Genomic DNA, 25,094 nt, shown 5'->3' on the forward strand with positions numbered 1-25,094 from the left:
CATGTGGCGTGACGGTACTGCTGTATACATATAGGCGTTCGCGCGCGCGGCGCGATGCCCGCTACCGGGCCAGCCCGAAGATGAGCCTCTGCGTCAGGGCGTGTCGCACCATGCGATCACGTCGTCGACGTAGTCGGCGAATTCGCTGATACCGTGGTCACTGCCCTCGATCAGCCGCGCGGGCACGCCCGCGTAGTGCGCGAGCATTTCGCGATAGTCGAGCACCTCGTCGCCGGTGGCGGCCATCAGCCAGTAGCGCTCGGGACGCGTCACGCGCGCGACCGCCAGCGCGCGCAGTTCGTCCAGATGCCGCGGTTCGACGACGATGTTGCCGCCGCCATGCCAGAGCGGCTGCTCGCCGAGATACTTCGAGAGATCGCGGTCCGGCACCACGGCCGGATTGAGCAGCACGGCGCGCCAGCCGTGCTTTTCGGCGAGATGCGTCGCGAAATAGCCGCCAAGCGAGCTGCCGATCAGCGTGACACGCTCGCCCGCCTGCATACGCCCGGCTCGCGCGCCGATTTCGCGCTCGGCCAGTGCGATCGCCTCGAGCGGCGAGACCGGCAGCGTCGGGCAGAGCCATTCGCCGGCGCGCCCCAGAACGTCGAGGCGCGCCGCGAGCAGCCGCGCCTTGAACGACTGCGGCGACGAGCGAAAGCCGTGCAGATAGACGATCACGCAGCGCTCCGTGCCGAGAGCGCGTCCAGCAACTTCTGATGCACGCCGCCGAAGCCGCCGTTGCTCATGACGAGCACCTGGTCGCCGGGGCGCGCGGCGGCCACCACCGCTTTCACCAAGGCGTCGAGGTCGTGGAACGCGTGCGCCTTCTCGCCAAGCGGCGCAAGCGCGCTCGCCAGATCCCAGCCGAGTGCATCCTTGCCGGCCGATGCGCCATAGCCGAACACGAGATCGGCGTCGGCGAGGCTCGCGGGCAACTGAGCCTTCATCACGCCGAGCTTCATCGTGTTCGAGCGCGGCTCCAGCACGGCGAGGATGCGGGTATGGTCGCGTCCTACGCGCGTGCGCAAGCCGGCGATCGTCGTCTCGACCGCGGTGGGATGATGCGCGAAATCGTCGTAGACGGTCACGCCGTCCACGCTGCCGCGCACTTCCATGCGGCGCTTCACGTTGCGAAAACCCGCAAGCGACTGGGCCGCCTGCGCGGGCGGCACGCCGACACTGCGCGCGGCCGCAATCGCCGCGAGCGCGTTCTGACGGTTGTGCTCGCCCTGAATCTGCCAGTCCACCACGCCCGCGCGCGCGCTGTTGTGATACACCGCGAAACGCTCGTCGACGGGCGTGCCGTCCTCGGCGGGCAGCGCCTGCCAGCCGCCTGCCACGCCAAAGCGCTCGACTTCGCTCCACACGCCGCGCGTGAGCACGCGCTCGAGCGCGTCCGAGCGCCCGTTCGTCACGATGCGGCCGACACCGGGAATCGTGCGCACGAGGTGATGGAACTGCGTTTCGATGGCGGCGAGATCGGGAAAGATGTCGGCGTGATCGTATTCGAGGTTGTTCAGCACGGCTGTACGCGGCCGGTAGTGGACGAACTTCGAGCGCTTGTCGAAGAAAGCCGTGTCGTACTCGTCGGCTTCGATCACGAAGAAGCTCGAATCGGTGAGACGCGCCGACACGCCGAAATTGAGCGGCACCCCGCCGATCAGGAAGCCCGGATTCATTCCGGCGTCTTCCAGCAGCCACGTGAGCATCGAGCTCGTGGTGGTCTTGCCGTGCGTGCCCGCCACCGCGAGCACCCACTTGTCGCGCAGCACGTGCTCGCCCAGCCACTGCGGCCCCGATGTATACGGCAGGCCGCGATTGAGGATCTCCTCCATCAGCGGATTGCCGCGCGAAACGACGTTGCCGATCACATAGAGATCGGGATTCAGTTCGACCTGGCTCGCGTCGTAGCCCTCGATCAGGCGGATGCCCTGCGCTTCGAGCTGGGTGCTCATCGGCGGATAGACCCCCGCGTCGCAGCCGGTCACGGTATGGCCCGCGCTGCGCGCGAGCACGGCAAGACCGCCCATGAACGTACCGCAGATGCCGAGGATATGGATGTGCATAAGCCTTGCGCGCCGCACGGGCGCCGAAAAACGGGTTATCGGGTTGCCGGGGGGTTGCCGGAATCAGGAGGCGCGAAGACGGCGGCGTGCGCCGCCGAAGCAAAGAACGGTATTGTACCCGAGGCGCCCCGCGCGTTTTCCGCGCAGCCGCCCAAGCCCGGCGCCTTGCACCGCGAAGGCCGGGAGACATTCTCTAGTATGATTCGAAGATGGTTCGCAGATCACATTTCGATCCGCAACGCGTGCGCGAGGAAATCGCCATCGCGGCAGCACGGATGATCGCCGAGGACGGCCTCGACTACGCAACGGCCAAGCGCAAGGCAGCGCGGCAGGTCGTGGGGGAAACGCGCATCGAAGGCACCTGGCTGCCCGATAACGATCAGATCGAAGAAGAGATCCGCGAATATCAGGCCCTGTTTCAGGGAGAAAGCCAGCCGGCCGTGCTGCGGCACCTGCGCGAGATCGCGCTCGACTGGATGAAGCGGCTCGAAGCCTTCAACCCGTTCGTGACGGGCGCGGTGCTCAACGGCACGGCGGGCGAGCACTCCGACATCCACTTGCAGATCTTCTGCGACAACCCCAAAGACGTCGCCATCTGGCTCCTGAATGCGAATGTGCAGTACGACGTATCGGAGACCCGCCATTTCGCCGCACGCGGTTACGTGGAAACGTTGAGCTTCATCTACAAGGTTTCGCGTGACGGGGAGCCGGTGGGCATCCATGTCGCGCTCTACGATACCGACGACCTGCGCGGCGCTGTCCGCGCCGACGCGCGCGGGCGCCTCGCCCGCGCGAACGCGCAGGCGCTGCAGGCCTTGATCGACCAAAGCGACCAAAGCGACGAAGACAACGAAAGCGGCGGTGCGGCTTCCTGAGCCATGTTTCACCCTTCATTCAACCAGCACGATCAACGGAAAAGCGCAGCGATGAACACGAAGCGGATTCTGGCCGGCCTCGCAGTTGCGGCGGTGGCCGCCGGCGGCGGCATTCTGGCGGGGCATTGGGCCAGCGGCGGCGATACGGGAACGGCCGATGCGGCGTCGGTCCCGGGCAAGCAGGACGCCGTCGGCCAGCTCTGGACGGCGGCCGTCACGACGCCCGACGGCAAGCCCAAGTCGCTCGCGCTCTATAAGGGCCGGCCGATCGTCGTGAACTTCTGGGCTTCGTGGTGCGGTCCGTGCGTCGAGGAGATGCCGGAACTCTCGGCGCTACAGCGCGAGTACGCGAAGAAGGGCATCCAGTTCGTGGGTCTTGGCGTCGATTCGAGCGCGAACATCAAGACCTTCCTCCAGAAAGTGCACGTGGACTACCCCGTCTATGTCGCCGGCTTCGGCGGCGCCGACGTTGCCCGCGCGTTCGGCAACACGGCGGGCGGCCTGCCTTACACGGTCGTAATCGACGCGAACGGCAATGTACGCGCGACAAAATTAGGCCAAATCAAGCCGGACGAACTTCGCCGAACCCTTGACGCACTTTGACGCCGTGGAATATTTGACCGGAACTTAACACCCGTATTGTTCTTTTTGTCGCAGAATTTACGGCTTTTGACGGAAGATCGACGATTCCGCCGGGTTTCGGGCTAACTAGGGGCCATATCACCTGCTCGGAAAACTAGACAAATTTCTCTAATCGGCGATAAAGTTCGCGCAACTCCACGGAAATGAAGCGACCATGACGCGACTGCTGGTTCTGCACGGCCCCAACCTCAATCTTCTCGGCACCCGGGAACCCGAGGTGTATGGGCGCGTGACACTCCCGCAGATCGATCAGGCGCTGGCCGACCGCGCCGCGGACGCAGGCGTCGACTTGGCGACGTTCCAGAGCAATCACGAAGGCGCTCTCGTCGACCGCATCCAGGCCGCGCGCGCGGAAGCCACCGATTTCATCCTGATCAACCCGGCGGCGTACACGCACACCAGCGTGGCGATCCGGGACGCACTGGCTGGCGTCGGCATTCCGTTCGTCGAGATTCACCTGTCCAACGTGCATCGCCGCGAGACCTTCCGGCATCACTCGTATTTCTCCGACCAGGCCGAAGGCGTCATCTGCGGCCTCGGCTGGAAAGGCTATCTGTACGCCCTCGAATACGCGCTCGACCGGCTCGCCGCCGGCAAGCGCGCCTGATTCGCGGGTCGCGCGGGTGGGCCGGCCGAAACATTCGGACAGCAAGACAGACAACACCAATCCCGTGCCGGGGCCCACGCCCCCGGCACCTCACGTATTCAAAGGGGCTGCACCATGGATCTACGTAAGCTGAAGACTCTGATCGACCTCGTCTCCGAATCGGGCATCTCGGAACTCGAAGTCACCGAGGGCGAAGGCAAGGTGCGTATCGTCAAGAACGCGCCGCCGGTTTACGTCCAGCCGGCGGCCGCGCAATACGCCGCCCCGGTCGCGGCCCCGCTCGCAGCGCCCGGCCACGGCGCCGAAGCAGCCGCCCCTGCCGCCGCCGCACCCGCGGTCCCGCAGGGCCACGTCGTGACCTCGCCGATGGTCGGCACGTTCTACCGCGCACCGTCGCCGGGCGCCGACCCGTTCGTCCAGGTCGGCGATACGGTCAAGGAAGGCCAGACGCTGTGCATCATCGAAGCGATGAAGCTGCTCAACGAAATCGAGTCGGACGTGGCCGGCGTGGTCAAGGAGATCCTCGTCGACAACGGCCAGGCCGTCGAATACGGTCAGCCGCTGTACGTGATCGCCTAAGGCCGGGGGCGCATACCCACCATGTTTGAAAAAATCCTCATTGCCAACCGTGGCGAAATCGCGCTCCGTATCCAGCGCGCCTGCCGCGAGCTCGGCGTCAAGACGGTCGTCGTCTACTCGGAAGCCGACAAGGAAGCCAAGTACGTAAAGCTCGCCGACGAGGCGGTCTGCATCGGCCCGGCTCCGTCGAACCTGAGCTACCTCAACATGCCGGCGCTGATCAGCGCGGCCGAAGTCACCGACGCCGAGGCGATCCACCCCGGCTACGGCTTCCTCTCCGAAAACGCGGACTTCGCCGAGCGCGTCGAGCAATCGGGCTTCACGTTCATCGGCCCGCGCCCGGAAACGATCCGCATGATGGGCGACAAGGTCACGGCGAAGCAGACGATGATCAAGACCGGCGTGCCCTGCGTGCCGGGCTCCGAAGGCGCACTGCCCGATGATCCGAAAGAAATCGTGAAGATCGCGCGCACGATCGGCTACCCCGTCATCATCAAGGCTTCAGGTGGCGGCGGCGGTCGCGGCATGCGCGTGGTGCACACGGAAGCGGCGCTCGTGAACGCGGTCAACATGACGAAGGAAGAAGCGGGCCGCGCCTTCGGCAACCCGCAGGTGTACATGGAGAAGTACCTCGAGAATCCGCGTCACATCGAGATTCAGGTGCTCTCCGACTCGTTCAAGAACGCCGTCTGGCTCGGCGAGCGCGACTGCTCGATGCAGCGCCGCCACCAGAAGGTGATCGAGGAAGCACCGGCGCCGGGCATCGCGCGCCGCCTGCTCGACCGCATCGGCGACCGCTGCGCCGACGCCTGCAAGAAGATGGGCTACCTCGGCGCGGGCACGTTCGAATTCCTGTATGAGAACGGCGAGTTCTACTTCATCGAGATGAACACGCGCGTACAGGTCGAGCACCCGGTCACGGAATTGATCACCGGCATCGACATCGTGCAGGAGCAGATCCGCATCGCCGCCGGCGAAAAGCTCTCGTTCCGCCAGCGCGACATCCAGTTGAAGGGCCACGCGATCGAGTGCCGCATCAACGCGGAAGATCCGTTCAAGTTCACGCCGTCGCCGGGGCGCCTCACGTCGTGGCACATGCCGGGCGGCCCTGGCGTGCGCGTCGACTCGCACGCCTACAACGGCTACTTCGTGCCGCCGAACTACGATTCGATGATCGGCAAGCTGATCACCTACGGCGCGACGCGCGAGCAGGCGATTCAGCGCATGCGCATCGCGCTCTCGGAAATGGTGGTGGAAGGCATTTCGACCAACATTCCGCTGCACCGCGAGCTGATGCTGGACGCGAAGTTCGTCGAAGGCGGCACGAGCATTCACTACCTCGAAAGCCGTCTGGCCGAGCGTCAGGCTGTGAAGAAGGACGAAGCGTAATTCATGAGCTATCGGGAACTGATCGTCGAGCTTGAACGAGACCGCGCGGAAGAACTCTCCGACGCGCTGATCGAACTCGGCGCGCTGTCGGTGTCGGTGGAAGACGCCGACGCCGACACCCCCGACGAGCAGCCGCTCTTCGGCGAGCCCGGGCTCACGCCCGAGCGCACTGCGTGGCAGCATTCGCGCGTGGTCGCACTGATCGGCGACGACCAGGATCCGGCCGTGCTGCTCGCGGCGGCTGCAAACGAACTCGGCCTCACCGAGACGCCGAAGTTCTCGCTGCGCGAAGTCGAGGAGCAGGACTGGGTGCGCCTCACGCAATCCCAGTTCGAGCCGATCCCGATCGGCAAGCGCATCTGGGTCGTGCCGTCATGGCATGACGCGCCCGATCCCGACGCGCTCGTGCTCGAACTCGACCCGGGTCTTGCCTTCGGCACCGGCAGCCATCCCACCACGCGCCTGTGCATGGAATGGCTCGAAGAGCACGTGAAGCCGGGTAGCTCGCTGCTCGACTATGGCTGCGGCTCGGGCATCCTCGCGATCCTCGCGAAGAAGTGCGGCGCCGCCCCCGTGATCGGCATCGACATCGACCCGCAGGCCGTCGAATCGGCACGGCACAACAGCGAACGCAATCGCGCCGAGGTCGCCTACGGCCTGCCCGACGACTGCCCGCCGGGCGAGTTCGACATCGTCGTCGCGAACATCCTCTCGAATCCGCTCAAGCTGATGGCCTCGATGCTCTCCTCGCGCGTGAAGCCGGGCGGGCGCCTCGCGCTCTCGGGCATCCTCGCGCGCCAGGCCGAGGAAGTCGCCCGGGTGTACGAACGCTGGATCGACATCGCGGTATGGCGCGAACACGAAGGCTGGGTCTGCCTCGCGGGTACGCGGCGCGGCTAGCCGCCGATTGCCAGTAGAATGGCGGGTATCGCCAACCTCCCGGTCCCGGCCCACATGCTCCTGGCAACGCGCTGCCCTTTCTGCGAATCCGTCTTCCGTGTTCAGCCCGCGCAGCTTGCCGCGCGCCGCGGCCTCGTGCGCTGCGGTCATTGCAGGGAGACATTCGACGCATCGGGCAGCCTGTTCGAGCTCACCGAGGGCGGGGACTTCGCAAGCGCCGTGCCTGTCGGCGCCGACGTCGCAGCGGGCATCGTGGCATCCGCGCCCGCTTCCGCCTCGCCCGCTTCCGCCTCGCCCGATTTTCCCGCGCACGCCCCGGCGGCACCCGCTGCCGCGCCCGATTTCTCGGCCAGCGCGTGGGACCCGTGGGCGCCGCGCCCCGACAGCCGTATCGACCCGGACCTGCAATACAACGCCGAGCACCTGCCGCGCGCCGGAGCGATGCCCGCGGCTACGCCCGGCGGCGAATCGAATACCGGCCGCCATGACGAGCCGACACTCGCGGCGCCCCCGCCGCGTGCCGAGCCGGCTGCTCAATGGCGGCGCGTAGAACCCGACCTCAGCGAGCCCACCCTTTCGGCGAACGAAGCAGCGGCGGCGGCGATGAACGATCCCGAGCCGGTGTTCTCGCGCAATCCTGCTGCCGCGGCCGCCGCGCCCGCGTTTAGCGCGCTCTCGCCGAACGACGGCGCCGAGCCCTTCGCCGTGACGCGGGAAGCGCCCGCACGAGCGCCGCGCCACATAGGCTGGCGCATCCTGGGCAGCCTGCTCGCGCTCATGCTGCTGGCTCTGCTGGCCGCCCAGCTCGCCTGGTGGCTGCGCGAAACCGTGATGGTCTACTGGCCCGGCTCGCAGTCGCTCTATGTCGAGGCCTGCGAACAGCTCGGCTGCCGTGTGCAGCCGCCGCGCGACATCGACGGCCTGCAGGTGGAGCCGTCCGATCTGCGCCAGGTCGACGACCCGCACCACCTCGAGCTGAAGGTGCCGCTACGCAATCATTTCAGCGTGCCGCTGGCGTACCCGGCCATCGAGCTCACGCTGCTCGACCGCCAGAACAACGTGGTCGTGCGCCGCGTGCTGTGGCCGCAGGACTATGTTCCGCCCGGCACGCGCATCGACGCCGGACTGCCCGCGCGCACCACGCAGACGATGATCGTGCGGCTCGATACCGGCAGCGTCGTCGCGTCGAACTTCCGCATCGAGATCTTCTATCCCTGACGCCCGTTTCGTTTGCGGCGCCGTCTGCGGGCGGCCCGCGCGTTCCCTGTGTCCGGCACGGCCGGACGCGCTTCTCACCACACTATGAATTCCCGGAGAGCACATCATGAGTCAAGTTACGCTGGGTGGTAACCCGATCGACGTTGCAGGCACGTTTCCGTCGGTCGGCCAGAAGGCGCCGGCGTTCTCGCTCGTCGGCAAGGATCTGAAGCCCGTCTCGCTCGCCGACTTCGCCGGCAAGCGCAAGGTGCTGAACATCGTCCCGAGCCTCGACACGCCGGTCTGCGCCACCTCGACCCGCAAGTTCAACGAAAGCGCCGGCAAGCTCGACAACACGGTCGTCGTGGTCGTCTCGGGCGACCTGCCGTTCGCCGCTTCGCGCTTCTGCTCGACCGAAGGCATCGAGAACGTCGTCACGGCCTCGACCTTCCGCGGCCATGACTTCGCCCAGGCCTACGGCGTGGACGTGACGAGCGGCCCGCTCGCCGGCCTCACCGCGCGCGCGGTGGTCGTGCTCGACGCGAACGACAACGTCGTCTACGCCGAGCGCGTGGGCGAAATCAAGAACGAACCGAACTACGACGCTGCCCTCGCAGCCCTGAAGTAATCCGGCGTTCGCGCGCGCTGCGGCGCGCGCCTGCCGTTCCTGCTTCTCTCGCGCTTTTTCCCGCTTCTTTACCTTACGCATTACAGGAACCCAGCCTTGGCTACGCTGATCTGCGGCTCGCTCGCCTACGACAACATCATGACCTTCGAGGGTCGCTTTCGGGAGCACATCCTGCCGGAGCAGGTGCACATCCTGAACGTAAGCTTCCTCGTGCCGACGATGCGCCGCGAGTTCGGCGGCTGCGCCGGCAACATCGCCTACGCACTGCATCTGCTCGGCGGCGACGCGCGCATCATGGCGACGCTCGGCGGCGCCGACGCGCAGCCCTATATCGAGCGCCTCGATACGCTGGGTCTCTCGAAGGCGCACGTGCGCGTGCTGCCCGACACCTGGTCGGCGCAGGCGATGATCACGACGGACTTCGAAAACAACCAGATCACGGCCTTCCACCCGGGCGCGATGATGCAATCGCACCTGAACCGCGCCGACGAAGCGCCCGGCATCAAGCTCGGCATCGTCGCACCGGACGGCTTCGACGGCATGGTCCAGCACGTCGAGCAGTTCGCGAGCGCCGGCATTCCCTTCGTTTTCGATCCGGGCCAGGGCCTGCCGCTCTTCGACGGCGCGTCGCTGCGCCGCGCCATTGAACTTGCGACCTATGTTGCGGTCAACGATTACGAAGCCAACCTTGTCAGCCATCGCACCGGCTGGTCGTTCGACGAGATCGCCAGCAAGGTCGACGCGCTGATCGTCACGCGCGGCGAGCACGGATCGCAGATCTATCACAGCGGCAGCATCGAAGACATTCCTGCGGTGCAGGCCGAACGCGTGCTGGATCCGACCGGTTGCGGCGACGCGTTCCGCGGCGGCCTGCTCTACGGCATCGAGAACGGCCTCGGCTGGGCAACCACCGGGCGGCTCGCGAGCCTGATGGGCGCGCTCAAGATCGAGCATCAGGGTCCGCAGAACTACACGCCTACGCGGGCGCAAATCAATGAACGGTTCAAGGCAGCGTTCGGTTACGACCTGTCGAAATGAGCCGAGGCCCCACGGGGGGGCCTTTTGGAGTTACGGGAATGAGAATAACAAGTCATCTGATGGCGGCAGCCATGATCGCGGGTTCGCTCGCGATGTCGGGCTGCGCATATAACAGCAGTTCCGCGGACGTCTATACGGCGTCGCAGGCACAGCGCGAGCAAACGGTCCGCATGGGCACCGTCGAGAGCGTACGCGCGGTGAAGATCAGTTCCAACAACGGACAGCCGAGCGGACTTGGCGCCATCGGCGGCGGCGCGCTGGGCGCCGTGGCGGGCAGCCGGATCGGCGGCGGCACTGGTTCGATCGTGACGGGCATCATCGGCGGCATTGCAGGCGCCGTGGCCGGCAACGCGATCGAGAACGGCGTCGCAATGCGCGACGGCCTCGAGATCACGGTGCAGCTCGACAACGGCGATCTGCGTGCCATTACGCAGACTGCCACGGGCGAAGTCTTCAACGCAGGCGACCGTGTGCGCCTGCTCTCGAGCGGCGGCGTGACCCGGGTCACCCACTAAATAACCGGTTTTCCCCTGTACCGCGGCGGCGCCTTGCGCCATAAGCGGAACCTCAGGCGCATGTGCTCCCCTGTGCATGCGCCTTTTTTCATGTGTCGCGCCTGACCCGCGAGCAAGCAGGACGGATGAAAAGAGGGGACGAAAAAAATCCCGTCGCGGGCAAGCCCGCCGACGGGATCACGTTCGGACCTCGAAATTCTCCTCGAGGTTAGTCGAACTGCGAGGCACGCACGCCGCGCGCCTCGCCTGGTACTGCGTATTACGGACGGCTGCCGGTCGGGAACGGCCATGCTGCGGCCGGGTTCAGCGCCGTCTTCACCGTTGCTGCCGGCGCGGCCGGTTGTGCAGCAGCGGGGGCAGCAGGCGCGGCAGCGGCAGCCTTCTTCGCAGGCGCTTTCTTGGCTGCCTTCTTGGCGGCAGCCTTCTTCGCAGGCGCCTTCTTGGCGGCAGCCTTCTTCGCCGGCGCGGCCTTCTTCGCAGCAGCCTTCTTCGCCGGTGCGGCCTTCTTCGCGGCAACCTTCTTCACCGCGACTTTCTTCGCTGCGGCCTTCTTCGCCGGTGCTGCCTTCTTCGCTGCAACCTTCTTCGCAGCAACCTTCTTCACGGCGACTTTCTTGGCTGCAACCTTCTTCGCTGCGGCCTTCTTCGCCGGTGCTGCCTTCTTCGCAGCAACCTTCTTCACGGCGACTTTCTTCGCTGCGACCTTCTTGACTGCGACCTTCTTCGCAGCAGCCTTCTTGGCCGGTGCGGCCTTCTTCGCTGCAACCTTCTTCACTGCGGCCTTCTTGACCGCCGGTTTCTTCTTGGCAGTTGCCATTTTCTTCTCCTTCAGGTTCAGATGAGAGTCAGTTCAAACTACACCCTTCGTCAAAACCCGCTTCCCGCAAACGCTTCTCAGGGCGCACGCTACGAAGCGGGCTATTCATCGGCGTACGCTGATCCCGCGCGCTTACGCTAATGAATGCGGTAAGGCGCGCCGTGCCTTCGGGCACAGCGCGCCAGGTCAACCCGGCGTCGGATACCGACGCCGGCCAACGTTCGTTGAGGGCGCGGGGGCCACGATGCGTGGGGCCCGCGCCTTTTTCCGGGGGGAAGTTTGCCCATCCCTCTGAAGGGTTCGCAAAGTGCCGGTCATATCGATGAGCCGCCAAGGCTCCGGCCAGGCTTTGCATCAGGCGTTCCTGCTCCTAATCATCCAGCCGGCACTCGCGCGTCGCATGGCGCGGCCGGCAACCCCAAAAGACCTGATCCGCAGTGCGCCCGGCTCACTCCCAGGACAACGCACCGCCCGTCTGATATTCGATCACGCGCGTCTCGAAGAAGTTACGCTCCTTCTTCAAGTCGATCATCTCGCTCATCCACGGGAACGGGTTCTCTTCGTTCGGGAACAGCGGATCGAGTCCGATCTGCTGGCAACGGCGGTTGCAGATGAAGCGCAAATAGCTCTTGAACATCGCCGCGTTCAGACCCAGCACGCCGCGCGGCATGGTGTCTTCGGCATAACGGTATTCGAGGTCCACAGCCTTGCGGAACAGATCAGCGATCTCCGCACGGAATGTGGGGGTCCACAGGTGCGGGTTCTCGAGCTTGATCTGGTTGATGAGGTCGATGCCGAAGTTGCAGTGCATCGACTCGTCGCGCAAGATGTACTGGTATTGCTCCGCTGCGCCGGTCATCTTGTTCTGGCGGCCCAGCGCGAGGATTTGCGTGAAGCCCACATAGAAGAACAGGCCTTCCATGATGCAGGCGAACACGATCAGCGACCTGAGCAGCGTCTGGTCGGCTTCGGTCGTGCCGGTCTTGAAGGCGGGATCGGTCAGCGTCTGGATGAACGGGATCAGGAACTCGTCCTTGTCGCGGATCGACTTGACCTCGTGGTACGCGTTGAAGATCTCGCTTTCGTCCAGACCCAGCGATTCGACGATGTACTGGTAGGCGTGCGTGTGGATCGCCTCCTCGAACGCCTGACGCAGCAGGAACTGGCGGCATTCGGGCGCCGTGATGTGGCGGTAGGTGCCCAGCACGATGTTGTTCGCGGCGAGGGAGTCGGCGGTCACGAAGAAGCCGAGGTTGCGCTTGACGATGCGGCGCTCGTCCTCGGTCAGACCGTTCGGATCCTTCCACAGGGCGATGTCGCGGGACATATTGATTTCCTGCGGCATCCAGTGGTTCGCGCAACCGGACAGGTATTTCTCCCAGGCCCACTTGTACTTGAACGGGACCAGCTGATTGACGTCGGTCTGGCCGTTGATGATGCGCTTGTCGGCGACATTCACGCGCGCTTCGGACGACACCGGCGCAGCCGGCGGCGGGGGAACTGCGAAGTCGCTGGAGAAAATATTCTCCGCCGTGGAAACCTGAGGAGCAAAACGCTGACCGAACTGCACGTCGGCGTTCGAGACGGCGAATCCCGCGGGGTTGCGCATCGTGTTTTGCTGCGCACCGCTCGACGGAGTTACGGCCGTGATCTCGTCATCCCAGTTGAGCATAAATGTCACCATCAATTTAGATCGGTTTGTACCATCTTTTCGTGAGCGATAAAAGGGTTCGCACACGAAAATTCCTTTTTTCGAATCGCGTTGCGACGTGCATACAACACTTTGCGATTGCAGCGAGTCGATCACGTCGTATGAGCGATGCGATGACGACGCATTCGAAGGTCGCTACTTGATTCGAGTGAGCCGCATTTGCGTTGCGTGCTGCGTGTCCCGAGTGCGTCGGCGAAGACGCCAGGGATTCCTGATGCCTTGTTCGCCAGCCTCTTTCATGAATCGCGGCATGGCTGCCGTGCGTGTCGGAGAGAATCCGTCGCGCGTGATGCGACAGGCGGGATTCGAAACAGGCGGCGCGCATCGCACGCGCCGCCCTGCACTACTGTTTACTACTGACTACTGCGGTTGCACGTTACTGGCAGGCTTCGCACTCTTCGAAGCCTGCATCGCCCGGACGCATCATGCACACGGGGCCCTCGGCTTCCGGCGCGGCTGCCGCTGCCGGTTCAACCGCTGCGGTCGGTGCCGATTGCAGCACCGTCGAACCCGCGTTGCCGCCAGCCGCGCCGAAGCCCGCACCGCCGCTGAACGCACCACCGGCACCACCCGCACCGCTGCCGCCATCGCCGTTCGTCGGCACGGCGTTCAGCGCGCCGTGCGCGACCGTCGACTTCTCGACGTGCGTGGCCGCCATCGTGCGCAGGTAATACGTGGTCTTCAGGCCGCGGATCCAGGCGAGCTTGTAGATCTCGTCGAGCTTCTTGCCCGAAGCGCCCGCCATGAAGATGTTCAGCGACTGCGCCTGGTCGATCCACTTCTGGCGGCGCGAAGCCGCTTCGACGAGCCACGTCGGGTCGACTTCGAACGCCGTCGCGTACACCGCGCGCAGGTCGGCCGGGATGCGGTCGATGCGCGAGAGCATGCCGTCGAAGTACTTCAGATCGGCGACCATCACTTCGTCCCACAGGCCGCGATCCTTCAGGTCGCGCACGAGGTAGTCGTTCACCACCGTGAATTCGCCCGAGAGGTTCGACTTCACGTAGAGGTTCTGGAACGTCGGCTCGATGCAAGGCGAGACGCCGATGATGTTCGAGATCGTCGCGGTGGGCGCGATCGCGATGCAGTTCGAGTTGCGCATGCCGTGCGTGGCGATGCGCTCGCGCAGCGAGGTCCAGTCCATCGACTCGCTCGAATCGACTTCGACGTAGCCGCCGCGCTGCTCGGCGAGCAGCTTGAGCGTGTCCTGCGGGAGGATGCCGCGATCCCACAGCGAGCCGCGGTAGGTCGAATAGCGGCCGCGCTCTTGCGCGAGCTCCGTCGACGCCCAGTACGCGTAGTAGCAGACGGCTTCCATCGAGCGGTCGGCAAACTCCACCGCTTCCTGCGAAGCAAACGGCGTGCGCAGGAGGTGCAGGCAGTCCTGGAACGCCATGATGCCCATGCCCACAGGACGGTGCTTCAGGTTCGAGTTACGCGCCTTCGACACCGCGTAGTAGTTGATGTCGATGACGTTGTCGAGCATGCGCATCGCCACGCTGACGGTGCGCTTGAGCTTGTCGTGGTCGAGCGCGTAGCTGCCGTCGGCCTGCTTGACCATGTGCGCCACGAGGTTCACCGAGCCCAGGTTGCAGACGGCGATTTCGGTGTCGCTCGTGTTCAGCGTGATTTCCGTGCACAGGTTCGACGAGTGGACGACGCCCACGTGCTGCTGCGGCGAGCGCACGTTGCACGGATCCTTGAACGTGATCCACGGGTGGCCCGTTTCGAACAGCATGCCAAGCATCTTGCGCCACAGCTGGGCGGCCGGCATCTTCTTGAAGAGCTTGATCTCGCCGCGCGCGACCTTGTCTTCGTAAGCCGTGTAAGCCTGCTCGAACTCGGCGCCGAACTTGTCGTGCAGGTCCGGGCAGGTCGAGGGCGAGAAGAGCGTCCAGTCGCCGCCTTCCATCACGCGTTTCATGAACAGGTCGGGAATCCAGTTCGCCGTGTTCATGTCGTGGGTGCGGCGGCGGTCGTCGCCGGTGTTCTTGCGCAGTTCGAGGAATTCTTCGATGTCGAGGTGCCACGATTCGAGGTACGCGCAGACCGCGCCCTTGCGCTTGCCGCCCTGGTTCACGGCCACGGCCGTGTCGTTCACCACCTTCAGGAACGGCACAACACCCTGCGACTTGCCGTTGGTGCCCTTGATGTGCGAGCCGAGCGCGCGCACGCGCGTCCAGTCGTTGCCGAGGCCGCCCGCAAACTTCGAGAGCAGCGCGTTGTCCTTGAGCGCTTCGTAGATGCCGTCGAGGTCGTCGGCAACCGTCGTCAGGTAGCACGACGAGAGCTGCGAGCGGTGCGTGCCCGAGTTGAACAGCGTGGGCGTGGACGACATGAAGTCGAACGTCGAGAGCACGTTGTAGAACTCGATCGCGCGCGCTTCACGGTCGATCTCGTTGAGCGAGAGGCCCATCGCGACGCGCATGAAGAATGCCTGCGGCATTTCGATACGCGTGCCGTGCACGTGCAGGAAGTAGCGGTCGTAGAGCGTCTGCAGGCCGAGATAGCCGAACTGCAGGTCGCGGTTCGCGTCGAGCGCGTTGCCGAGGCGCTTCAGGTCGAACTGCTGGAGCTTGTCGTCGAGCAGGCCGGCTTCGATGCCGCGCTTGATGAACTGCGGGAAATACTCGGCGTAACGCTGGGCCATTTCGGCCTGCGTCACTTCCTCTTCGAGAATTTCGCGACGGATCGTGTGCAGCAGGAGGCGCGACGTGACCTGGCTGTACGCCGGATCCTTTTCGATCATCGTGCGCGCGGCAAGGATGGCCGAGTCGTAGACCTGCGACATCGGCACGCCGTCGTAGAGGTTCTTCACCGTTTCCGCGACGATCGGATCGGGGATCACGGCATCGCCAAGACCGTCGCACGCCGAAACGATCAGCGCGCGCAGCGCGTTCAGGTCGAGCGGACGGGTCACGCCGTTGTCGGTGACGTTCAGGCCCGGCGCGGCCGGCGCCGCGGCTTCCTGGGCGACGCCGCGCTCCTGGTTGCGCTTCTCGCGGTAGAGCACGTAGGCGCGCGCCACGTTGTGCTCGCCGCCGCGCATCAGCGCGAGCTCGACATGATCCTGGATGTCTTCGATATGGAACGTGCCGCCGTTCGGACGGCTGCGCACGAGCGCACGCACGACGCTCTGCGTGAGCTGCTCGACGAGTTCGCGCACGCGTGCCGACGCCGCGCCCTGCCCGCCGTTGACTGCCAGAAACGCCTTCGTCAGCGCGATCGCGATCTTCGAAGGCTCGAACGACACCACGCTGCCGTTGCGACGGATCACCTTGTAGTCGGCGAACTGCGTCGCGTTCGTCTGGCCGGCTTGCGGCTGGCCGCCCAGTGCGTGCGCGGCAGGCGCGCCTTCATACCGGGTCGAGACGTTATCGGTCGTTTGCATGTGCAAAGCTCCTGGTCCTGGAAGTGTGCGAAGCGTATTCGCGGATTAAAACGGACGCCGCGCCCCCGTGTGCGCGGACGATATAGCGGAGAAAAAAAGCCAGCCTGGCGAGGCTGCCGGATGCGGCAAGGCTGATGGGACAAACGTGACGCCGGTCTTCATCGTGGATGCCGCGATCATTGGCTGTACCTTCTTTCTCGATTACAGCCGGTGCGCCGGTTCTCTTGGCCGGATGCACCGCACAAAGTTCTTTCCTATGCCTGCAATACGCGCGGCGCCGTGCTCGTGAAGCGGGGCGCCGCGGTACGACACAACATATGGTGTAAATCTCTGTTTCAGGTACAAAGTATAGTGGAACTTGCCGGGTGTTCAAACGCCTTTTTTTACTGGTTCCATCTTGACAAGGCGTGAGCCCCGACAGCGCGGGCGTTACCGCCGGAAGGACGTTCGAATGGTCTGCATCGAGCCCGGGAACACGCGCGGCGCGTGCTCAAATGGTGGGCAAAATGCGAGGTTCCCGACGCGTTCGCCGCGTGTCACGACGCCGCGTTTTGCTCGTCTCGCGCTGAAGGACGGTAGGGGAAATACGTAGCGTCGAGCTGCGTCTCGCGCTGCAGCCGCGCCCAGTCGAAATGCGGACCGGGATCGGTCTTGCGGCCCGGCGCAATGTCGGCGTGGCCCGCGAGCGCCTCGACTGGATAGTGCGCAGCAAGCGCCTTCACGAGCGCCGCGAGCGTCGTATATTGCGCGGATTCGAACGCGGTGGTGTCGCTGCCTTCGAGCTCGATGCCAATCGAAAAATCGTTGCACCGCTCGCGGCCGAAGAAGTTGGAGACGCCCGCATGCCACGCGCGCGCGTCGCAGGAGACGAACTGCTCCAGCGTGCCGTCGCGATGGATCACGAAGTGCGCCGAGACGCGCACGCCGCGCAGATGTTGATCGAAGTACGGATGCGCGTCGCAATCGAGACGGTTGAGGAAGAGATCGGCGATCTCGGGCCCGCCGAAGGTGTCCGGCGGCAGGCTGATGTTGTGCACCACGACAAGGATCGGCGCGGCGCCCGCGGGCCGCGCCTCGAAGTTCGGCGACGGCAGACGGCGCGCGCCGCTCACCCACCCCTGCGCATCCACCTCGAACGACGGCGACGCCGCGCTCATCGCGCCGCGCGGTCCTGGCCCGCGTAACGCGCGGCGTAGGCGCGCGCGTGCTCGTGGCTGCAGAACGACTGCGAGCCCATCGTCACCGAGTCGCTCTGCGGCGCATGCACGCCGCACTCGGCGCAGCGGACCATCAGCTCAGGCAACGTGCCGCCGCGGCCGCTCTCGTTCGCGGTGCCCGCGCCGTTCGGCGCACGCCACGTGCCCTGCCCGTCCCGCTGACCGGGACGCGACTGCGGCTGCGCACGGCGCAGCGCCTTGACGAGCCACTGACCGACGACGAAGAGCAGGATAAGGAAAAAAATCTGTCTCATAGGTTCAAGGCGGAGGTTCAAGGCGGAGGTTCAACGCGAAGATTCAACGCGGAAATCGACACGCGCTCAGACAACCGGGCGGTGCAGCAGCACCTCGAAGACGAACCGGCTGCCCACATAGGCCAGCAGCAACGCAACGAACGAAGCGATCACCCAGCGAAGCGCGGCGCGGCCGCGCCAGCCCGAAACCCTTCGCGCGGTGAGCAGCGCGCCGAACATGAGCCACGAGAGGATCGCGAAGACGGTCTTGTGATCGAGGGAGAGCGGCCGGTCGATCAACTGCTCGCTGAATACGATGCCGGAGGCGAGCGTGAGCGTGAGCAGCACGAAGCCCGCGCCGATCAGGCGGAACAGCAGCTTCTCCATGGTGAGGAGCGGCGGCAGCGTCTCGATCCAGTTCGAGAGCCAGCCGCCGCCGCGCGTGCCCGCATTGCGCTGGAAGCCGCCGCCGCGCAGCGCGTGCAGGCGGCGCTCGACGGCCAGCATCAGCACCGCGTGCAGCGCGGCGATCGCGAAGAGCCCGTAGGCGACGTTGGCGATGACGAAGTGCAGCTTGAACATCGGCGCTGCGGCATACGGCAGCACGCGCACGCCGCCGAACGCGAGCGGCAGGAGCGACGCCACGGCCGCAAGCGGCAGCAGCAACAGACGCAGCCCGTCGAGCTGGAAGAAAAAGCTCTCGATCCAGTAGATGCCCGCGCCGAGCCAGAACATTGCCGACAGCGCAAACGCGAAGCCGAAGATCATCTCGTGGGCGGGAAAGATCGTCATGTGCAGCAGCACGCCGTGCGCGGCGAGCGCGATGAAGAGCAGCGTGCGCGAGAGCAGCCCGAAGCTGCGCGTGCGCGCCGGACCGCCGGCCGAGGCACCCGTAGCGGCCACCGGCACCGCGGGCAGGCTGCCGAGCAGCGGCTCCATGCCTGCGTGACGCAGCGCGCGCCAGTCGGCGGCGCACAGTCCGCCGTACAGGAGCACGGTGAGGGCATACAGTACAATATCCATGTTCGAAGTTTACTATAGGCCCCCTGGCGCGCGCCGGATTGCCCCCGCGCACGTATCGCCCGGCCGCACTGCTCACCGCTCCCCATGCTCGACAATCTCACTCAACGGATGGCGCGCGTCGTCAAGACGCTGCGCGGCGAAGCCCGGCTGACCGAGGCCAACACGCAGGAAATGCTGCGCGAAGTACGCCTTGCCCTGCTCGAGGCGGACGTCGCGCTGCCCGTCGTGCGCGAGTTCATCGCCAAGGTCAAGGAAAAGGCGCTCGGCGAGGAAGTGATCGCCAGCCTCTCGCCGGGCCAGGCGCTCGTCGGCGTGGTGCAGCGCGAACTGACGGCCGTGATCGGCGGCGACTACGAAGGCAAGGCCGCCGAGCTCGATCTCGCCGTCACCCCGCCCGCCGTGATCCTGATGGCCGGTCTGCAGGGCGCGGGCAAGACCACCACGGTCGGCAAGCTCGCCAAATTACTGCGCGAGAAATACAAGAAGAAGGTGCTGACCGTTTCCTGCGACGTCTACCGTCCGGCCGCTATCGCGCAGCTGAAGACGGTGACCGAGCAGGTCGGCGCCGACTTCTTCCCGTCGCAGCCCGACCAGAAGCCCGTCGATATCGCCAATGCGGCGGTGGACTGGGCGAAGCGCCACTATCACGACGTGCTGCTCGTCGACACGGCCGGCCGTCTCGGTATCGACGAGGCGATGATGCAGGAAATCGCCGCCTTGCACGCGACGCTCAAGCCGGCCGAAACGCTCTTCGTCGTCGACGCGATGCTGGGCCAGGACGCCGTCAACACCGCCAAGGCGTTCAACGACGCTCTGCCGCTCACCGGCGTCGTGCTGACCAAGCTCGACGGCGACTCGCGCGGCGGCGCGGCGCTCTCCGTGCGCCACATCACGGGCAAGCCGATCAAGTTCGTCGGCGTGGCCGAAAAGCTCGACGGCCTCGAAGTCTTTTACCCGGACCGCATGGCGAACCGGATCCTCGGCATGGGCGACATTCTCGCGCTCGTCGAGGAAGCGCAGCGCGGCGTGGACGTGCAGGCCGCCCAGAAGCTCGCCGACAAGGTCAAGAAAGGCGGCGACTTCGACCTCAACGACTTCCGCGCGCAGCTCTCGCAGATGAAGAAAATGGGCGGCCTCTCGTCGCTCATGGACAAGCTGCCCGCGCAGTTCCAGCAGGCCGCCTCGGGCGCCGACATGGGCGTCGCCGAAAAGCAGATGCGCCGCATGGAGGGCATCATCAATTCGATGACCCCCGCCGAGCGCGCCAAGCCCGAACTCATCAAGGCCACGCGCAAGCGCCGCATCGCGGCCGGCGCGGGCGTGCAGGTGCAGGAAGTGAACCGCATGCTCAACCAGTACGAGCAGATGCGCACGATGATGAAGAAGCTCAAGGGCGGCAACCTGCAGAAGATGATGCGCGGCATGAAGGGCATGATGCCCGGCATGCGCTGATTTGCCGGGCCCGGTCGCGGCACAGATGCCGGGCTGCGACCGGGCCCCGGGTGCCTCCTGTAACGCGGCGCGCAAGCTGGAATGCGCGGGTTTATGCTGTAGCGCGCGCCGACGTTATTTTCCACACTTCACAGCTACAGCTACGGTCCCGCCAGAGTCATGAATCGCGAAGAAGCCCTCCACATTTTCCGCCACTCCGAAGAAATCGTTTCGGAGGGCGAGGTCAATGCGTCGATCGGCCGGATGGCCGAAGCCATCCGTAGCGAAATCAGCGAGGACTTCCCGCTCGTGCTGTCGGTGATGGGCGGCGCCGCCGTGTTCACCGGCATGCTGCTGCCGCACCTCGACTTCCCGCTCGAGTTCGACTACATCCACCTCACCCGCTATCGCAACGCCATCAAGGGCAGCGCCGAGATGCAATGGCGCGTCGCGCCGCGCGAATCGGTGAAGGACCGGGTCGTGATCGTGCTCGACGACATCCTCGACGAGGGCGAGACCATGGCCGCGATCCGCGACCGCATCATCGCGATGGGCGCGAAGCGCTTCCTCTCGGCCGTGCTGTGCGAAAAGATCATTCCGAAGGCGAAGCCGCTGCACCCCGACTTCTGCGGGTTCTCGGTGCCGGATCGCTATGTGTTCGGCTGCGGCATGGATGCGAAGGGCTACTGGCGCAATCTGCCCACTATCCGCGCGCTGACCGAAGGCGCCTGAATCGCGCCGCCCCGCGCTCGCGCGGGAACTGAAGCACCATGAAGAAAGCGGCCCGCGGGCCGCTTTTCTGTTTGTACGTGCCGTGGAGGCAACGAACTCAGAGGTGATGCACGAAGTTGCTGATGCCCGCGAGGATCATCTCCACGGAGATCGCCACGAGCACGAGACCCATCAGCCGCTCGAACGCCGTCACCACGCGCTCGCCAAGCCATTGCTGGATGCGCTCGGCCAGCACCAGCACGGCCGCACAGACCACCATCGTCACGGTGAGCGCGCCGATCCATTCGACCAGTTTGCCCGGCGCCTGCGAGGTGAGCAGCATGACCGTGGCAAGCGCGGAAGGCCCCGCCAGCGCCGGAATGGCGAGCGGCACGATGAGCGGCTCGCCGTCCTTGTCGCCGCCGCCGAACGGTCCGCCCGGATGCGGGAAGATCATGCGCAGCGCGATCAGGAACAGCACGATGCCGCCGCCGATGCGCAGCGACGTGTCCGTGAGCCCCATCATCCGCAGGAAACCGTTGCCGGCCACCATGAAGATGAGCAGGATTCCGAACGCGATCGCCACTTCCCGCAGGATCACGATCGCCCGGCGCGACCGCTCCACGTGGCGCAGACACCCGATGAAGAGCGGAATGTTGCCGAGCGGATCGGTGATGAGGAGGAGCAGGACGGTCGCGGAAAGGAAGCTGTATTCCATCGCTTCCTGGCCGCCTAGCGCGCGAGCGCCGCGCGGACCTTCTGCACCACCGCCTGCGCGGCCTCTTCGGCCGGCAACAACGTCGGCTCGGCGTCGCGGCGGCCCTGGTACTCGATCTTGCCTTCCTTGAGGCCTCGCTCGCCGATCACGAGACGATGCGGCACGCCGATCAGCTCCCAGTCGGCGAACATCACGCCCGGACGCTCGCCGCGGTCGTCGAGGATCACGTCCACGCCGGCCTTCACGAGCTCGTCGTAGATGCGTTCGGCGTGCTCGCGCACGAGCTCGCTGCGGTCCATGCCCATCGGGCAGAGCACCACCTCGAACGGCGCGATCGATTCCGGCCAGATGATGCCCTTCTCATCGAAGTTCTGTTCGATCGCGGCGCCCAGGATACGCGTGATGCCAATGCCGTAGCAGCCCATCTGCATCGGCGCGGGCTTGCCGTTCTCGGCGAGGAAGGTCGCGCCCATTGCATCGGAGTACTTGGTGCCGAGCTGGAACACGTGGCCCACTTCGATGCCGCGGCAGATGTCGAGCACGCCCTTGCCGTCCGGCGAGGGATTGCCCTTTTTCACGTTGCGGATGTCGGCGACGACCGGCTCCGGCAGGTCGCGGCCCCAGTTCACGCCCGTCGTGTGGAAGTCCACCTCGTTCGAACCCACTACGAAGTCGCTCATGTTCGCGACCGTACGGTCCGCGATCACCTTGACGGGCTTCTTCGTGTTGAGCGGCCCGAGGTAGCCCGGCGGCGTGCCGAACCATTCGACAATCTCGGCTTCGGTCGCGAAGCGGAAATTGGCGAGGCCTTCGAGCTTCGCCACCTTGATCTCGTTCAGGTCGTGGTCGCCGCGCAGCATCAGCAGCCAGATCGTGGGCTCGGCGCCTTCGTTGTCGGTCGCCAGAATGATCGACTTGATGGTGCGCTCGAGCGGAATGCCGAGCAGAGCCGCCACGGCCTCGCACTTCGCCGCGCCCGGCGTCGCGGTCTTCGTGAGGGCTTCGGTAGCCGGGCCGCGCGTGGCGATGAGCGGCAGCGCATCGGCTGCTTCGACGTTGGCCGCGAAGTCCGAAGTCGGGCAGTAGGCGATATCGTCCTCGCCCGTCTCGGCGATCACGTGAAATTCGTGCGAGCCGCTGCCGCCGATCGAGCCGTTGTCGGCCGCGACCGCGCGGAACTGCAGGCCGAGACGCGTGAAGATGCGCACATAGGCGTCGTACATCTTTTGGTACGAGCCCTTGAGGCCTTCGATGTCCTTATCGAACGAGTACGCGTCCTTCATGATGAACTCGCGGCCGCGCATCACGCCGAAACGGGGACGGATTTCGTCGCGGAACTTCGTCTGCACCTGGTAGAAGTTCACCGGCAGCTGACGGTAGCTCTTGATCTGGTTGCGCGCGATGTCGGTCACGACTTCCTCGTGCGTCGGACCCATCACGAAATCGCTCTGCTTGCGGTCCTTGAAGCGCAGCAGTTCCGGCCCGTATTTTTCCCAGCGTCCCGATTCCTGCCACAGCTCGGCCGGCTGCACGGCCGGCATCAGGAGCTCGATCGCGCCCGCACGGTTCATTTCCTCGCGCACGATCTGCTCGACCTTGCGGATCGAGCGCAGGCCGATCGGCAGATAGTTGTAGATGCCGCCCGCGACGCGGCGGATCATGCCCGCGCGGACCATCAACTTGTGGCTGACGATTTCGGCGTCAGCCGGCGCTTCCTTCAGGGTGCCGATAAAGAAACGGGAGGCTTTCATTCAGATTATCCAAAGGCGGCGGCCCGGTGAGAGGCCGCCCGAAAGAGTCCAACGATGGAGTTCACAGACCCGACATTATGACAACGCCCCATGCACCGCACCGATGACGCCAGCCGGCCTTGCGACGAACGCTGCTTGCGCGCTCGCGGCAAATCGCGCCAATCTTCCGGCCGCCGGGTGCGTGAGGACCGTTATCTGTTTATAATCAAAGCAATTTTAAAGGATTCGAAGGTGGTTGTATGCTGGATCGTGAAGGCTTTCGCCCGAACGTCGGCATCATCCTCTTGAACGCGCACAACGAGGTGTTTTGGGGCAAGCGGGTTCGCGAACATTCCTGGCAGTTTCCGCAAGGGGGCATCAAGTATGGTGAGACCCCTTTGCAGGCAATGTATCGGGAGTTGCAAGAAGAAACCGGGCTGCTTCCTGAGCACGTCAAGATTGTCGGTCGCACGCGCGACTGGTTGCGTTATGAGGTGCCGGACAAGTTCATCAAGCGCGAAGTGCGCGGCCATTATCGCGGTCAGAAACAGATCTGGTTTCTGCTGCGCATGGTCGGGCGCGACTGCGATATCTGCCTGCGGGCAACGGAGCATCCCGAGTTCGATGCGTGGCGCTGGAACGAGTACTGGGTGCCGCTTGAAGCGGTCATCGAGTTCAAGCGCGACGTCTATCAGCTCGCGTTGACCGAGTTGTCGCGCTTCCTGCGGCGCGCCGCCGCGCCGCGCCAGGAACGCCACGAGCGCGGCATGCATGCTCACGAGGTCCGCTACCCGCGCATCGTCACGTCGGCGCATGCCGATGCCGTGCAGGCAGCCCCGGCGCTGGAAAGCGGCTGTGGGGGCGACGGCGGGAGTATGATCGTGCCTGCGCCGGGCGAGCACGAGTAAGCCCGTCACGACGGCGTGCCGGGGGGGAACCCGCGGCGAGAACCGGCGACGCGAACCCACGGTTTGCGCCGCCGTTCGTATTTGCGGCGCTGCGCTTCAAGGCCGGGCCGTTGCTTCGAAGGAAAATCAATTTGAAACGATTGGCTCTTGCCGTGGTGTGCGCCGCGGCCGCAAGTAGTGTCCTGCTGACCGCCTGCAGCAGTTCCGGCCCCACCAACAAGGACGACAGCGCGTTTGTCTACCTGTTCGACCGCCAGGGCAGCTGGAAAGAAAACGCGCTCGAAGGGCTGCCGCCGATGCCGCAAGCCGGCACAAAGCTGCTGCCGTTTGACGTCTCGAACGATACGTCGCTCAAGTTCGCGATCGATCCGGCTTCGCTGACGGTCGGCTCCGACGGCGTCGTGCGCTACACGGTCGTCATCACGAGCCCGAGCGGCGCGCGCAACGTGAACTACGAGGGCATACGTTGCGACACGTACGAGTGGCGCCTGTACGCGAGCCTCGATGCCGACCACAACGCGTGGGACCAGACCGTTGCGAACGACTGGTCGCGTATCGAGAACGGCTCGCTGAACGCGTATCGTGCCTCGCTCTATCAGGACTATTTCTGCGCGAACAAGATGCCGGTGGCAAAGGCTCAGGTCATCGTCGACAACCTGCGCTACGGCCGCACGCAGGCGTCGCTGATCCACTGACACCCGGCCTGGAACACCATAAAAAAAGCTGCCCCGGCTCGATGCCGGGGCAGCTTTTTTGTCGCCCGTATTT

Annotated in this window: 25 protein-coding genes; 14 read left to right on the plus strand and 11 right to left on the minus strand. The window is 65.2% G+C overall.

The window, feature by feature from the left end; all coding sequences use genetic code 11:
- Positions 1-93: 93 nt before the first annotated feature.
- Positions 94-678 (minus strand): YqiA/YcfP family alpha/beta fold hydrolase, encoded by a 585-nt coding sequence (locus tag BAC01S_RS08365; protein ID WP_027794356.1) that lies wholly within the window; start codon positions 676-678, stop codon positions 94-96.
- Positions 675-2,066, minus strand: a complete 1,392-nt coding sequence (gene mpl / locus BAC01S_RS08370) for a UDP-N-acetylmuramate:L-alanyl-gamma-D-glutamyl-meso-diaminopimelate ligase (protein WP_027794357.1) — start codon at positions 2,064-2,066, stop codon at positions 675-677. Before mpl ends, BAC01S_RS08365 begins: the two co-directional genes overlap by 4 nt.
- Before the next feature lie 209 nt (positions 2,067-2,275).
- Between mpl and BAC01S_RS08375 the strand changes: the two genes are divergently transcribed.
- The 10 genes from BAC01S_RS08375 (at position 2,276) to BAC01S_RS08420 (ending at position 10,436) form a co-directional block, all read left to right on the plus strand.
- Positions 2,276-2,941, plus strand: coding sequence for a hypothetical protein (locus tag BAC01S_RS08375; RefSeq protein WP_027794358.1), 666 nt, complete (start codon positions 2,276-2,278; stop codon positions 2,939-2,941).
- A gap of 51 nt (positions 2,942-2,992) precedes the next feature.
- Complete coding sequence (locus BAC01S_RS08380) at positions 2,993-3,544, plus strand: TlpA family protein disulfide reductase (RefSeq protein WP_027794359.1); 552 nt, start codon at positions 2,993-2,995, stop codon at positions 3,542-3,544.
- Positions 3,545-3,737: 193 nt separating this feature from the next.
- Complete coding sequence (gene aroQ, locus BAC01S_RS08385) at positions 3,738-4,190, plus strand: type II 3-dehydroquinate dehydratase (RefSeq protein WP_027794360.1); 453 nt, start codon at positions 3,738-3,740, stop codon at positions 4,188-4,190.
- A 114-nt stretch (positions 4,191-4,304) separates the two neighbouring features.
- Positions 4,305-4,769, plus strand: a complete 465-nt coding sequence (gene accB / locus BAC01S_RS08390; protein WP_027794361.1) for an acetyl-CoA carboxylase biotin carboxyl carrier protein — start codon at positions 4,305-4,307, stop codon at positions 4,767-4,769.
- 21 nt (positions 4,770-4,790) lie between these two features.
- Entirely contained in the window at positions 4,791-6,158 is a 1,368-nt protein-coding gene (accC, locus tag BAC01S_RS08395) for an acetyl-CoA carboxylase biotin carboxylase subunit (protein WP_027794362.1), read from the plus strand.
- A gap of 3 nt (positions 6,159-6,161) precedes the next feature.
- Entirely contained in the window at positions 6,162-7,058 is an 897-nt protein-coding gene (prmA, locus tag BAC01S_RS08400) for a 50S ribosomal protein L11 methyltransferase (RefSeq protein ID WP_027794363.1), read from the plus strand.
- A 54-nt stretch (positions 7,059-7,112) separates the two neighbouring features.
- Positions 7,113-8,276 carry a zinc-ribbon and DUF3426 domain-containing protein gene (locus BAC01S_RS08405; protein WP_027794364.1) on the plus strand — a complete coding sequence of 388 codons (1,164 nt, stop codon included), beginning with the start codon at positions 7,113-7,115 and terminating at the stop codon, positions 8,274-8,276.
- A gap of 106 nt (positions 8,277-8,382) precedes the next feature.
- Complete coding sequence (gene tpx / locus BAC01S_RS08410; RefSeq protein ID WP_027794365.1) at positions 8,383-8,883, plus strand: thiol peroxidase; 501 nt, start codon at positions 8,383-8,385, stop codon at positions 8,881-8,883.
- Between the two features lie 96 nt (positions 8,884-8,979).
- On the plus strand, positions 8,980-9,921 hold the full coding sequence (locus BAC01S_RS08415) for a carbohydrate kinase family protein (protein WP_027794366.1): 942 nt from the start codon (positions 8,980-8,982) through the stop codon (positions 9,919-9,921).
- Positions 9,922-9,959: 38 nt separating this feature from the next.
- Positions 9,960-10,436, plus strand: coding sequence for an outer membrane lipoprotein (locus tag BAC01S_RS08420; RefSeq protein ID WP_027794367.1), 477 nt, complete (start codon positions 9,960-9,962; stop codon positions 10,434-10,436).
- Positions 10,437-10,695: 259 nt separating this feature from the next.
- Here the strand turns inward: BAC01S_RS08420 and BAC01S_RS08425 are convergent, their stop codons facing one another.
- The 7 genes from BAC01S_RS08425 to BAC01S_RS08450 all read right to left on the minus strand — a co-directional run bounded on the left by BAC01S_RS08425 (position 10,696) and on the right by BAC01S_RS08450 (position 18,828).
- Positions 10,696-11,253, minus strand: coding sequence for a histone H1-like DNA-binding protein (locus BAC01S_RS08425; RefSeq protein WP_027794368.1), 558 nt, complete (start codon positions 11,251-11,253; stop codon positions 10,696-10,698).
- A gap of 28 nt (positions 11,254-11,281) precedes the next feature.
- The gene (locus BAC01S_RS35485) at positions 11,282-11,608 is read right to left on the minus strand and encodes a hypothetical protein (protein WP_084168370.1); all 327 of its coding nucleotides are present in this window, start codon (positions 11,606-11,608) and stop codon (positions 11,282-11,284) included.
- Positions 11,609-11,701: 93 nt separating this feature from the next.
- A complete protein-coding gene (locus tag BAC01S_RS08430; protein ID WP_027794369.1) occupies positions 11,702-12,925 on the minus strand; it encodes a ribonucleotide-diphosphate reductase subunit beta in 1,224 nt (407 codons plus the stop codon).
- Positions 12,926-13,340: 415 nt separating this feature from the next.
- Entirely contained in the window at positions 13,341-16,355 is a 3,015-nt protein-coding gene (locus tag BAC01S_RS08435; RefSeq protein WP_027794370.1) for a ribonucleoside-diphosphate reductase subunit alpha, read from the minus strand.
- 536 nt (positions 16,356-16,891) lie between these two features.
- Entirely contained in the window at positions 16,892-17,512 is a 621-nt protein-coding gene (ampD, locus tag BAC01S_RS08440; RefSeq protein WP_027794371.1) for a 1,6-anhydro-N-acetylmuramyl-L-alanine amidase AmpD, read from the minus strand.
- Positions 17,509-17,826 carry a PP0621 family protein gene (locus BAC01S_RS08445; RefSeq protein ID WP_027794372.1) on the minus strand — a complete coding sequence of 106 codons (318 nt, stop codon included), beginning with the start codon at positions 17,824-17,826 and terminating at the stop codon, positions 17,509-17,511. Before BAC01S_RS08445 ends, ampD begins: the two co-directional genes overlap by 4 nt.
- Positions 17,827-17,892: 66 nt before the next feature.
- Positions 17,893-18,828: a cytochrome C assembly family protein gene (locus tag BAC01S_RS08450; RefSeq protein WP_027794373.1), complete on the minus strand. Its 936-nt coding sequence runs from the start codon at positions 18,826-18,828 to the stop codon at positions 17,893-17,895.
- 84 nt (positions 18,829-18,912) lie between these two features.
- Between BAC01S_RS08450 and ffh the strand changes: the two genes are divergently transcribed.
- Both ffh and BAC01S_RS08460 read left to right on the plus strand, forming a co-directional pair.
- Positions 18,913-20,280, plus strand: a complete 1,368-nt coding sequence (gene ffh / locus BAC01S_RS08455) for a signal recognition particle protein (RefSeq protein WP_027794374.1) — start codon at positions 18,913-18,915, stop codon at positions 20,278-20,280.
- A 159-nt stretch (positions 20,281-20,439) separates the two neighbouring features.
- Positions 20,440-20,991: a hypoxanthine-guanine phosphoribosyltransferase gene (locus BAC01S_RS08460; protein ID WP_027794375.1), complete on the plus strand. Its 552-nt coding sequence runs from the start codon at positions 20,440-20,442 to the stop codon at positions 20,989-20,991.
- A gap of 97 nt (positions 20,992-21,088) precedes the next feature.
- Here the strand turns inward: BAC01S_RS08460 and BAC01S_RS08465 are convergent, their stop codons facing one another.
- Entirely contained in the window at positions 21,089-21,688 is a 600-nt protein-coding gene (locus BAC01S_RS08465; RefSeq protein ID WP_027794376.1) for a MarC family protein, read from the minus strand.
- A 14-nt stretch (positions 21,689-21,702) separates the two neighbouring features.
- Positions 21,703-23,439, minus strand: coding sequence for a proline--tRNA ligase (locus BAC01S_RS08470; protein WP_027794377.1), 1,737 nt, complete (start codon positions 23,437-23,439; stop codon positions 21,703-21,705).
- A gap of 239 nt (positions 23,440-23,678) precedes the next feature.
- Between BAC01S_RS08470 and BAC01S_RS08475 the strand changes: the two genes are divergently transcribed.
- Entirely contained in the window at positions 23,679-24,326 is a 648-nt protein-coding gene (locus BAC01S_RS08475; RefSeq protein WP_027794378.1) for an RNA pyrophosphohydrolase, read from the plus strand.
- Between the two features lie 131 nt (positions 24,327-24,457).
- Complete coding sequence (locus BAC01S_RS08480; protein ID WP_027794379.1) at positions 24,458-25,021, plus strand: CNP1-like family protein; 564 nt, start codon at positions 24,458-24,460, stop codon at positions 25,019-25,021.
- The last annotated feature ends 73 nt before the right edge of the window (positions 25,022-25,094 follow it).

Source organism: Paraburkholderia acidipaludis NBRC 101816, from assembly GCF_000684975.1.
Taxonomy (GTDB): Bacteria; Pseudomonadota; Gammaproteobacteria; order Burkholderiales; family Burkholderiaceae; genus Paraburkholderia; species Paraburkholderia acidipaludis.

Bases quoted from the DNA above. Each gene is read 5' to 3' on its own strand.
- BAC01S_RS08435 (WP_027794370.1), bottom strand. From the start codon at position 16,355: ATGCAAACGACCGATAACGTCTCGACCCGGTATGAAGGCGCGCCTGCC.
- BAC01S_RS08430 (WP_027794369.1), bottom strand. From the start codon at position 12,925: ATGCTCAACTGGGATGACGAGATCACGGCCGTAACTCCGTCGAGCGGT.
- BAC01S_RS08450 (WP_027794373.1), bottom strand. From the start codon at position 18,828: ATGGATATTGTACTGTATGCCCTCACCGTGCTCCTGTACGGCGGACTG.
- ampD (WP_027794371.1), bottom strand. From the start codon at position 17,512: ATGAGCGCGGCGTCGCCGTCGTTCGAGGTGGATGCGCAGGGGTGGGTG.
- mpl (WP_027794357.1), bottom strand. From the start codon at position 2,066: ATGCACATCCATATCCTCGGCATCTGCGGTACGTTCATGGGCGGTCTT.
- BAC01S_RS08380 (WP_027794359.1), top strand. From the start codon at position 2,993: ATGAACACGAAGCGGATTCTGGCCGGCCTCGCAGTTGCGGCGGTGGCC.
- prmA (WP_027794363.1), top strand. From the start codon at position 6,162: ATGAGCTATCGGGAACTGATCGTCGAGCTTGAACGAGACCGCGCGGAA.
- BAC01S_RS08375 (WP_027794358.1), top strand. From the start codon at position 2,276: ATGGTTCGCAGATCACATTTCGATCCGCAACGCGTGCGCGAGGAAATC.
- BAC01S_RS08425 (WP_027794368.1), bottom strand. From the start codon at position 11,253: ATGGCAACTGCCAAGAAGAAACCGGCGGTCAAGAAGGCCGCAGTGAAG.
- BAC01S_RS08475 (WP_027794378.1), top strand. From the start codon at position 23,679: ATGCTGGATCGTGAAGGCTTTCGCCCGAACGTCGGCATCATCCTCTTG.
- BAC01S_RS08445 (WP_027794372.1), bottom strand. From the start codon at position 17,826: ATGAGACAGATTTTTTTCCTTATCCTGCTCTTCGTCGTCGGTCAGTGG.
- BAC01S_RS08460 (WP_027794375.1), top strand. From the start codon at position 20,440: ATGAATCGCGAAGAAGCCCTCCACATTTTCCGCCACTCCGAAGAAATC.
- BAC01S_RS08465 (WP_027794376.1), bottom strand. From the start codon at position 21,688: ATGGAATACAGCTTCCTTTCCGCGACCGTCCTGCTCCTCCTCATCACC.
- BAC01S_RS35485 (WP_084168370.1), bottom strand. From the start codon at position 11,608: ATGCAAAGCCTGGCCGGAGCCTTGGCGGCTCATCGATATGACCGGCAC.
- aroQ (WP_027794360.1), top strand. From the start codon at position 3,738: ATGACGCGACTGCTGGTTCTGCACGGCCCCAACCTCAATCTTCTCGGC.
- ffh (WP_027794374.1), top strand. From the start codon at position 18,913: ATGCTCGACAATCTCACTCAACGGATGGCGCGCGTCGTCAAGACGCTG.
- tpx (WP_027794365.1), top strand. From the start codon at position 8,383: ATGAGTCAAGTTACGCTGGGTGGTAACCCGATCGACGTTGCAGGCACG.
- BAC01S_RS08420 (WP_027794367.1), top strand. From the start codon at position 9,960: ATGAGAATAACAAGTCATCTGATGGCGGCAGCCATGATCGCGGGTTCG.
- BAC01S_RS08405 (WP_027794364.1), top strand. From the start codon at position 7,113: ATGCTCCTGGCAACGCGCTGCCCTTTCTGCGAATCCGTCTTCCGTGTT.
- BAC01S_RS08470 (WP_027794377.1), bottom strand. From the start codon at position 23,439: ATGAAAGCCTCCCGTTTCTTTATCGGCACCCTGAAGGAAGCGCCGGCT.
- accC (WP_027794362.1), top strand. From the start codon at position 4,791: ATGTTTGAAAAAATCCTCATTGCCAACCGTGGCGAAATCGCGCTCCGT.
- accB (WP_027794361.1), top strand. From the start codon at position 4,305: ATGGATCTACGTAAGCTGAAGACTCTGATCGACCTCGTCTCCGAATCG.